A 9,094-nucleotide genomic window follows, 5' to 3' on the forward strand; every position below is an offset into this window, starting at 1 on the left:
TGGCATTTTATCAACCAGAAATTCCGGATACCCTGTTTTTCAAGCGCGCAACCTCATAAAAAAATACCCCGGACCCGCGTCGAGTATTTCTTGCGGAATGGAATCAGGACGATCGGCAAGCTGATCGCACCCTGATCTGCAAGAGATTCGCCGTGAACACTCCACATCCATCCCTTCGCCGAAGCTGCCTGACCGTCTTGGCCTGCAGTGCGCTGGTCGCACAGGGAGCTTTCGCAGCGAGCGCCTCCGAGCAGGCGAACCTGGAGGTGATGATCCGGCAGCTCAACGCCCTCGAGGACACTGCCCGCCGCAGTGCCCAGGGCGCCGATGAGCCCGGACAGCGCTTCTACTTCGACTACTCACGCCTGGCCGCTGACCTGCAGCGCATCCGCCAAGGCCTGCAGGACTACATGACGCCCAGCCGCGCCCAACCGCGTGACCCTTCCGACCTATCTGGGAGTTACACCCTGCGCGGAGGGCCGATGCCGTGAGCATGAGCGGAGCCCAGACATCAGCGTTCCAGGCCGCCGCTGGCTTTCCCCCATCGGCCGGCGAGGGGCTGTTCATTGGAGCAGCGATGACCTTCCTTCTGCTGTGGTCCGCCTGGGCGATGTACAGCACCTGGCGCGGCTGGGCCACCAACAACCTCGACAGCGCCACCGCCGGCGCTTCCGCGATCCGGATCTTGGTCCTCCTCGGCATCACCTCTTTCTTCCTCCTCAGCTAACCAATACGGAGACACTCATGCTGAAATTCACCATCCAGAAACTGTCCGCCCTCTACCGGAGCCTGGCTGCCATCACTTTGGCGCTCCCCGGTGTCGCTTTGGCTGCACTCCCCAAACCCGAGGCTCCTAGCCGTGGGGAGGGATCGGGCATCATGCAAACCATCCAGAACTTCGGCTATGACGGAGCGATGCTCCTCGCGCTGCTCATCTGCGCGGCTGTCTTTCTGGGGGTCGCTTGGCATACCTACGGCACCTATCACGCCATCCATGACGGGAAGAAGAAGTGGTCGGATCTCGGAGCGGGCGTGGCCGTAGGTGTCGGCCTGCTGATCTTGATCATTTATCTCGTCACCAAAGCCACCGCCATCATGTAAGGGCCTTCCCATGCCCGAAGAACATCTGTTTCAGGATGGCACCCTCAGCTTCCTACCGACCCGTTTGAACCGGCAACCGGTGGTCATCGGCGGCCTGACCGCAGACGAAATGTGGATCACGGTCTTCACCAGCGGAGCAGCCGGGTTCGTTCTTGGCATCCCGGCTGCCTTGGTCGCAGGTAACGCTGCCTGCATTCCACTGGGCGCGCTGCTGGTCGGCGCCCTCGGCCTGGGTATCGGCAGCCGCGTCCTGCGGCGGATGAAGCGGGGGCGGCCTGACACCTGGTTCTACCGCCAGGTGGAGCTGGCCCTCTCGCTGCGCCTTCCCGTCTTCGGCAATCGTCACCTGGTGACGCGCTCCGGCGCCTGGACCAGTCGACGCACGGAGTCCCCATGAGTTTCAGAAAACACACTGCACAACAGCAGGCACACATCAACACCTTCCGGTTCATCACCGGCTTCCTGTGCATGGTCATCGTTGTGCTGGCCTACTGCGTCTGGGAAGCCCGCAAGGACCTCTGGATCCACATTCCGCCCGACTTGCGCTCAGGAAGCACCCGGTTGTGGTGGGACATTCCGCCAGAGAGTGTCTATGCATTCGGTCTCTACATCTTCCAGCAGGTGCAACGTTGGCCCAAGGACGGCGAGGTGGACTACAAGGGAAACCTGTTCCGCTACGCCGCCTACCTCACTCCCTCCTGCAAAGTCTTCCTGGAGAAAGACTTCGAGTTTCGTCGTAACGCCGGCGAGCTCAGGGGACGCGAGCGCACCACCTCGGAAATCCCCGGTCGAGGCATTGGCGAGAGCAATGGCCGCGTGATCCAGCACTCGATCAATGACTGGACCGTCAACCTGGACATGGACAGCACGGAGTATTACGCCGGCGAGAAGATCAAGCGGGCGCTGGCCCGCTACCCGTTGCACGTTATCCGCGCCGACGTCGACCCGGAGACTAATCCCTTCGGCCTGCAGTGGGACTGCTACTCCGACACGCCTCAACGTATCGAGCTTGAGGAGCCGGCCGCCCCCACCAAGCGGGAGGGAGGTCTATGATCCGGAAGTCGACAGGCTCGCTCTTGCTAATGCTTGCCCTACCCACACTGGCCCACGCGGTGGAGATTCTGCGCTGGGAGCGCATTCCGTTGGCCATTCCATTGACGGTCGGCCAGGAACGCATTGTCTTTGTCGACAGAAACGTGCGAGTTGGCGTTCCTCGGGATCTGCAGGGCAAGCTGCGCGTCCAGAGTACCGGCGGCGCACTCTACCTGCTCGCCAACGAGCCGATTCCTCCAGCGCGCCTGCGCCTGCAGGACGCGACCAATGGCGAGCAGATGCTCATCGATATCGCCGCCACCGAGGCTGCGGCCGACCAACAGCCGCGCGAGCCGGTCAGGATCGTCGCCGGCGAGCCCGTGGCTCCGCACTATGGCCAGCCCCGGGAAGCCCAGCCATCGGCAGCAGCGAAACAGACCGAGCAGGCAGAAGCACCGAAGGCCGTGCCGCGCGAAACGCCCGTCCCCGTGGTTCTGACGCGCTATGCGGCGCAGATGCTCTATGCCCCGCTTCGCACGGTGGAACCGGTGGATGGCGTCGGTCAGGTGCGCGTCAAGCGACAGCTCGACCTGACCACCCTGCTCCCCAGCCTACCCATCACGGCTACCGCCTTGGGCGCCTGGCGGCTGGACGACTACTACATCACGGCGGTGAAGCTGCAGAACGCCAGCGCCCAGCACCTGGCCCTGGATCCCAGGGACCTGATGGGCAATTTCGTCGCCGCGACCTTCCAGCACCCGTACTTGGGCCCCCGGGGCGACGCTTCCGACACCACTACCGTGTATCTGGTGACGCGCGGCCGCGGCCTTGCTGACGCGCTCCTGCCCTCCTCCATCAGCCAGATCGATCCCAAAGGAGGCCGTCGTGGCGCTGACCGGTAATCCCCTCCTGAAATTGCTGGTCATCCCCGTCGTGATTGGCGCCATCCTGATCGGCGTGAGCATGATGGGCAAAAAGGAAAGCGCGCAGTCACAAGGTGCCGCAACCCCGACGGTAACGTCGGAAGAAGCGGCAACCCTGGGCATCGACGGCGACACGCCCGCCGACACACTACGCACCATCGTGGCGGAAAGCCGGCAGCTCAAGGACCAGATCAGCAAGGTGATCCAGGAGAATGACTCGCTCAAAGCCGCCAATGAGAACCTGCAGGGCCGCCTGCGCAACATCGATCAGAACATAGAGCAGAAGCTCAACAACACCGCCCAGGAACTGCAGCAACAGCAGGAAAACCGTAGCCAGACGATCCTGGACCAGGTACAGAAACGGCTCGAGAACCTAACCCACATTCCCGAGGCCGGTGACACCGACCTGCCCGTCGGGTTCGGCGTGCGACCAGAGGATGGCCAGCACTTTCAGGGAGCGGGCTCGTCTTCATCGGATATCGTCTGGATCGAGCCCCAGGACGCCCGCGCGGTCGATGCCAATGGCCAGCCGCTGGCCGCCGGCTCCACCACCCAACCGAGCGGATTCAGCTTCCCGACCTCCTTCGGCAATGCGGTCGATCGCGGACAGAACGCGCTGGAGCGGATCGATGACGGGCTGCACCCCGTCGGCCAACAGCGATCCGACCTGGAAAACCGCAAGCTCGTCCGCAAGACCTACACGCTGCCGCAGAACTCGACGCTCATGGGATCGGTGGCCATGTCCGCGCTGATCGGTCGTGTGCCGGTCGACGGGACGGTCAATGATCCTTACCCGTTCAAAATCCTCATCGGCCCGGACAATCTCACCGCCAACGGCATCGAGCTGCCGGACGTGGCTGGCGCGGTAGCCAGCGGGACCGCCTCGGGCGACTGGACACTCTCCTGCGTGCGTGGGCAGATCCGCAGCCTCACGTTCGTGTTCAACGACGGGACCGTGCGCACCTTCCCGGCGCCGGCCGAGGAGGTGAATGACAACCAGAGCAACAACAACCAGACCGCCAGCGCCGACCAGAAAACCATCCAGGGCGGTCTCGGCTGGATCAGCGACCCCTACGGCATCCCCTGCATCGCCGGTGATCGCCGATCCAATGCCAAGGAGTACCTGGGCAATCAGAGCCTACTCACGGCAGCCGGGGCCGGCATCGCCAAGCTCCTGGACGCCGACGAGAACAACACCAGTACCGTCTTCAGCGGCAACGGCACCAGCTTCGGGACGACCGGAACCAACAGCAACTCGGCCCTCAACAGCATCCTCTCCGGCGGCGTCAGCGACATCCGGCAGTGGATGAACAAGTTGTACGGGGAGGCCTTCGCCGCCGTCTACGTGCAACCGGGCGCGCGCGTCGCCGTGCATCTCGATCAGCAACTTGCGATCGACTACGAACTCAAGGGCCGCAAGGTCGATTACAGCTCTGGAGCCGCTCATGCAACAGCAGACCTGGACTAACCTCCTTCTTCGTCTTTGCGCCGGCCTGGCCTGCACGCTGGTTCTGGCAGCGTGCTCCACCAGCAAGGAGGAGATGCTGCCCCACGGCGAGGCCAACATGCTCGACGTCTGGGAGCGAGGTGCGACCAGCTCGATAGGCAACAGCCGTGGCCGGCTGCTCCTCGATGCCAGGCAAACGCTGCGGCGCCCAATCGATCCGCAGCAGGCTGCCTCCGCGAATGACCAGGCCGACTACACCCGCACGGCCAGCAACGAGATCCACAGCCAGTTCAAACGATTGCCCAATCCCGACCTGGTCTTGTATGTGTTCCCGCACCTGGCCGGCAGCGATCCCGCCCCGGTCCCGGGCTACACCACCGTGTTCCCCTTCTACCAGCGAGTCCAGTACGCCATGCCGGGCGAGCGCACGGAGGACTACTGATGGGCCTTTTTCAAACCCTTCTGCGCGGTCGCACACAGCCTCAGTCGGTACCGGCAGTCACTCCCGAAGATTCAGGAGCGCTGGACGTAGCGGCCGCGGAGGAAGCGACTGAGCGCTATCTGGCGCGACTGGCTGCCATGGGTATTCCTCTGCCCAACACCGGGAGCAAGAATGGCGCCACGCAGGCTCAAGCTTCACGCCTCTACGATCACGACCCATCGTTCGTCGACCTGCTGCCCTGGGCCGAGTACCTGCCCGACGAACAGGTGATGCTCCTGGAAGATGGGCGTTCGCGTGCCGTCTTCTTCGAGCTGGTACCTTTGGGCACCGAGGGCCGCGATCCCAATTGGATGCAGAACGCCCGGGACGCATTGAAAGATGCCCTGCAGAACTCCTTCGACGAGCACGAAACCTCGCCCTGGATCGTCCAGTTCTACGCCCAGGACGAGATCAGCTGGGACAATTTCCAGGAGCAGTTGAGGCAGTACGTCCATCCTCGAGCGCGAGGATCGGCCTTCAGCGAGATGTACCTGGCGCTCATGAAGCATCACCTGGAGGGCATTTCGAAGCCGGGCGGACTGTTCGTCGACACCGCCGTCAGCAAGCTGCCCTGGCGAGGACAACAGCGCCGCGTGCGGATGGTCGTCTACCGCCGGATCCGCAAGGAGGATGCGCAGATTCGCGGACAGGACCCGGCGGCGTACCTGAAATCCATCTGCGAGCGTATCCAAGGCGGCCTGGCGAACGCCGGCATCGTCGCTTCGCGCATGGGCGGACAGGAGATCAGGAACTGGTTGATCCGCTGGTTCAACCCGCACCCGGATCACCTCGGCCAGGCCGAGGCGGACCTACGTCGCTTCTACGAACTGGTATGCCGTCCGGACGAACCGATCCTGCAGGATGAATTGCCACTGGCCGACGGCACTGACTTCTCCCAGAACCTGTTCTATCGGCAGCCTGTTTCCGATGCCACCCAGGGCGTATGGCTCTTCGATGCCATGCCGCACCGAGTGATTGTGGTCGACCAGTTGAACAAAGCGCCGCTGACAGGCCACTTCACCGGCGAGACGCTCAAAGGCGATGGCCTCAACGCCCTGTTCGATCGAATGCCCGAGGACACGCTGCTGTGCATCACCATGGTCGTGACGCCGCAGGACATGCTGGAAGGGCATCTACAGCAGCTCTCGAAAAAGGCCGTTGGTGACACCCAGGCATCGATCCACACCCGCGAGGACGTGGCCACCGTTCGACGCCTGATCGGCCGGGAGCACAAGCTCTATCGCGGAGCGATCGCTCTGTTCGTGCGCGGCCGCGACCATACCCAGTTGGAGGAACGCTGCATCACCCTGAGCAACGTACTGCTCGGCGCCGGCCTGGTGCCGGTCGAACCGCAGAACGAAGTCGGACCGCTGAACAGCTACCTGCGCTGGCTCCCCTCAAACTTCGATCCAAACGAGAAGCGAGCCCTGGAGTGGTACACCCAGATGATGTTCGCTCAGCACATCGCCAACCTGTCGCCCATCTGGGGGCGCACCACCGGTACCGGACACCCTGGCTTCACGCTGTTCAACCGTGGCGGCGCGCCGTTGACCTTCGACCCGTTCAACAAGCTGGACCGGCAGATGAATGCCCACGGCTTCATCTTCGGGCCAACTGGCTCCGGCAAGTCGGCGTCCCTGACCAACCTCATCTGCCAGATGCTCGCCATGTACCTGCCGCGGATGTTCATCGCGGAAGCGGGCAACAGCTTCGGCCTGCTGGCCGACTTCGCCAAGCGGTTTGGCCTCTCTGTCCACCGGGTGCGCCTCGCCCCGGGCTCCGGCGTCAGCCTGGCGCCGTTCGCGGACGCCATCAAGCTGGTCGAGAGCCCCGACCAAGTGAAGGTCCTGGACGCCGAAGACATCGAGGCCTCGGACTCGGTCCAGGGCAGCAAGGCCGACCTCGAGGACGACCAGCGAGACATCCTGGGCGAGATGGAGATCGTCGCCCGCCTGATGATTACCGGTGGCGAAGAGAAGGAAGATGCGCGCCTGACCCGTGCCGATCGCAGCGCCGTCCGCCAGGCGATCCTGGCGGCGGCCAGGACCTGCGCCGCCGCGAACCGCACGGTACTGACCCAAGACGTGCGCGATGCGCTCTACGAGGCCTCCAGGAGCGATGGCACCGCGCCAGAACGGCGCGCACGGCTGGCCGAAATGGCGGAAGCCATGCAGATGTTCTGCATGGGCGCCGACGGCGAGATGTTCAATCGCGAAGGCACGCCCTGGCCTGAGGCCGACCTTACCGTGGTGGATTTCGCGACCTACGCGCGCGAAGGCTACGCCGCCCAGCTCGGGATCGCCTACATCTCGCTGCTGAACACCGTGAACAACATCGCCGAGCGCGACCAGTTCAAGGGCCGGCCAATCGTCAAGATCACCGATGAGGGGCACATCATCACCAAGCACCCGCTGCTGCTGCCCTACGCCATGAAGATCACCAAGATGTGGCGGAAATTGGGCGCCTGGTTCTGGCTCGCCACCCAGAACATCGACGACATCCCAGCCTCCGGGGCTCCGATGCTGAACATGATCGAGTGGTGGTTGTGCCTGAACATGCCCCCCGACGAAGTAGAGAAGATCTCCAGGTTCCGCGAGCTGTCGCCGGCGCAGAAGTCGATGATGCTCTCGGCCCGCAAGGAAAGCGGCAAGTTCACCGAGGGCGTGCTCCTGGCCAAGGGCAAGGAATACCTCGTCCGTGTGGTTCCCCCGAGTCTCTACCTGGCCCTGGCCATGACCGAAAACGAAGAAAAGAACCAGCGCTACAACATCATGCAAGCCACCGGCTGCGACGAGCTCGAGGCGGCCTTGCAGGTCGCAGCGGATCTCGACAAGGTGCGCGGCCTGCCACCCTTCCCCATTGTTTTCCCAGACCAACCGGCAGTGGAGTGCCAGGACGAATGAGAGCTCTGAATTCGCTGACCCAGAACCTGATCGACAACCTGACCCAGATCCTGCAGAACCCCGAAGAGGATGCCCTGCAGACGCTCAGGATATGCGCTCCTGTACTGATAGAGGAGCTGCAGCAGATTCAACTGAGGGCAGTCGATCGCCGGGATATCGTCCCGCAGATAAAGCAGCTCCTGGATGAATGGCTGCAACAACATCCACAGCCTGATACGGCCCAACAGGCGCTCATCGAGGCCGTGGACCGCGCGGAGATCCTACAGCGGAGGCAAGCGTGAGACTCTTGAAGGGCGGCTGGGCAGCGAAACGATTTCAAGGTCCCGCCCTGCCCTGGGCGGGGCTGCTGCTGGTCTTGCTGGCTGCATCCGCCGTAGGGGTAGAGCTTCTGGTGAAGGGCCTGCCAGCCAACCACAGCCTCTACGGCGATGCGAAAGCGCGCTGGACGATCAATGAATACGCCGACCTGGAGTGCCCCTTCTGCAAGGTCTACACCCCGCGGCTTAAGCGCTGGGTTGACAGCCATCCGGACGTGAACCTGGTTTGGCGCCATCTTCCCCTGCAGATGCATGGCGAGGCGGCCCGCCACCAGGCTCGCCTGGTGGAGTGCGCGGGGATCCAAGGCGGCGCCAAAGCCTTCTGGAGCGCTATCGATGCGATCTTCGCTCAGTCGGCCGGCAACGGGGGCGGGCTGCCTGGCGGCACATTGGACTTTCCTGAACTGGACCAGGCTCGACTGGAGAAATGTGCGAAAGACAACGAACTTATTGACTCAGATATCAAGTTGGACATCGACATTGCACGGTCGAAGGGCATTACAGCAACCCCTACCCTCGTCATCCGGGACAACCAGACGGGACGAAGCGTGAAGCTTGAAGGCATGGCCGACGAGACCACCTTGCTGTCGGCGATAGACTGGCTAGCCAAGGATCTCTAGCGTCGCGCCAAGAGACTCTTGGCTAAGAAATCGGCGAGGATTCCAACATCCCTCTTTTGGGCCTCCAGGATGCACTGCACTTCACCTGGCAGAACCTCGACCTCCCCCCCATCCACAATCTTTACCATTCTCTTGCGGCCGGAGCTGGTGAGGCTAAGCCTCAACTCCATTGCCGGCCGAGCATTGATGTAAATGCTCTCGAGCAAGCGCTCCATGACTTCGACCACTCCTTAATATGGGTATACGGATTTAATGGTTGATGGGGCACCT

12 protein-coding genes are annotated in these 9,094 nt (G+C 62.9%); 11 read left to right on the forward strand and 1 reads right to left on the reverse strand.

What is annotated here, in order from left to right; genetic code table 11:
* The first annotated feature begins 152 nt into the window (after window positions 1–152).
* Genes HMPREF2914_RS14130 through HMPREF2914_RS14180 form a run of 11 tightly spaced genes read left to right on the forward strand, consistent with a single transcriptional unit; the run spans window position 153 to window position 8,824 of the window.
* Window positions 153–491: an integrative conjugative element protein, RAQPRD family gene (locus tag HMPREF2914_RS14130; protein WP_023098791.1), complete on the forward strand. Its 339-nt coding sequence runs from the start codon at window positions 153–155 to the stop codon at window positions 489–491.
* A complete protein-coding gene (locus HMPREF2914_RS14135) occupies window positions 488–727 on the forward strand; it encodes a TIGR03758 family integrating conjugative element protein (RefSeq protein ID WP_003125330.1) in 240 nt (79 codons plus the stop codon). The genes HMPREF2914_RS14130 and HMPREF2914_RS14135 overlap by 4 nt, the downstream gene beginning before the upstream one ends.
* Window positions 728–744: 17 nt before the next feature.
* Window positions 745–1,101 (forward strand): TIGR03745 family integrating conjugative element membrane protein, encoded by a 357-nt coding sequence (locus tag HMPREF2914_RS14140; protein WP_023098792.1) that lies wholly within the window; start codon window positions 745–747, stop codon window positions 1,099–1,101.
* Window positions 1,102–1,111: 10 nt separating this feature from the next.
* Window positions 1,112–1,498: a TIGR03750 family conjugal transfer protein gene (locus HMPREF2914_RS14145; RefSeq protein WP_003086165.1), complete on the forward strand. Its 387-nt coding sequence runs from the start codon at window positions 1,112–1,114 to the stop codon at window positions 1,496–1,498.
* Window positions 1,495–2,154, forward strand: coding sequence for a PFL_4703 family integrating conjugative element protein (locus tag HMPREF2914_RS14150; RefSeq protein WP_003086164.1), 660 nt, complete (start codon window positions 1,495–1,497; stop codon window positions 2,152–2,154). The genes HMPREF2914_RS14145 and HMPREF2914_RS14150 overlap by 4 nt, the downstream gene beginning before the upstream one ends.
* The gene (locus tag HMPREF2914_RS14155; RefSeq protein ID WP_023098793.1) at window positions 2,151–3,035 is read left to right on the forward strand and encodes a TIGR03749 family integrating conjugative element protein; all 885 of its coding nucleotides are present in this window, start codon (window positions 2,151–2,153) and stop codon (window positions 3,033–3,035) included. The genes HMPREF2914_RS14150 and HMPREF2914_RS14155 overlap by 4 nt, the downstream gene beginning before the upstream one ends.
* Window positions 3,019–4,524: a TIGR03752 family integrating conjugative element protein gene (locus HMPREF2914_RS14160; RefSeq protein ID WP_003086162.1), complete on the forward strand. Its 1,506-nt coding sequence runs from the start codon at window positions 3,019–3,021 to the stop codon at window positions 4,522–4,524. Before HMPREF2914_RS14155 ends, HMPREF2914_RS14160 begins: the two co-directional genes overlap by 17 nt.
* A complete protein-coding gene (locus HMPREF2914_RS14165) occupies window positions 4,502–4,945 on the forward strand; it encodes a TIGR03751 family conjugal transfer lipoprotein (RefSeq protein WP_003086161.1) in 444 nt (147 codons plus the stop codon). The genes HMPREF2914_RS14160 and HMPREF2914_RS14165 overlap by 23 nt, the downstream gene beginning before the upstream one ends.
* Window positions 4,945–7,887, forward strand: coding sequence for a conjugative transfer ATPase (locus HMPREF2914_RS14170; protein ID WP_003086160.1), 2,943 nt, complete (start codon window positions 4,945–4,947; stop codon window positions 7,885–7,887). Before HMPREF2914_RS14165 ends, HMPREF2914_RS14170 begins: the two co-directional genes overlap by 1 nt.
* The gene (locus HMPREF2914_RS14175) at window positions 7,884–8,168 is read left to right on the forward strand and encodes a hypothetical protein (protein WP_003086159.1); all 285 of its coding nucleotides are present in this window, start codon (window positions 7,884–7,886) and stop codon (window positions 8,166–8,168) included. The genes HMPREF2914_RS14170 and HMPREF2914_RS14175 overlap by 4 nt, the downstream gene beginning before the upstream one ends.
* On the forward strand, window positions 8,165–8,824 hold the full coding sequence (locus tag HMPREF2914_RS14180) for a DsbA family protein (RefSeq protein WP_011666760.1): 660 nt from the start codon (window positions 8,165–8,167) through the stop codon (window positions 8,822–8,824). The genes HMPREF2914_RS14175 and HMPREF2914_RS14180 overlap by 4 nt, the downstream gene beginning before the upstream one ends.
* Here HMPREF2914_RS14180 and HMPREF2914_RS33160 read toward each other — a convergent pair.
* Window positions 8,821–9,039, reverse strand: coding sequence for a hypothetical protein (locus tag HMPREF2914_RS33160; RefSeq protein WP_023098794.1), 219 nt, complete (start codon window positions 9,037–9,039; stop codon window positions 8,821–8,823). The two genes, HMPREF2914_RS14180 and HMPREF2914_RS33160, sit on opposite strands and share 4 nt — an antisense overlap.
* Window positions 9,040–9,094: the final 55 nt, after the last annotated feature.

Origin of the sequence: Pseudomonas sp. HMSC067G02 (genome assembly GCF_001813485.1) — a bacterium.
GTDB lineage: Bacteria > Pseudomonadota > Gammaproteobacteria > Pseudomonadales > Pseudomonadaceae > Pseudomonas > Pseudomonas aeruginosa.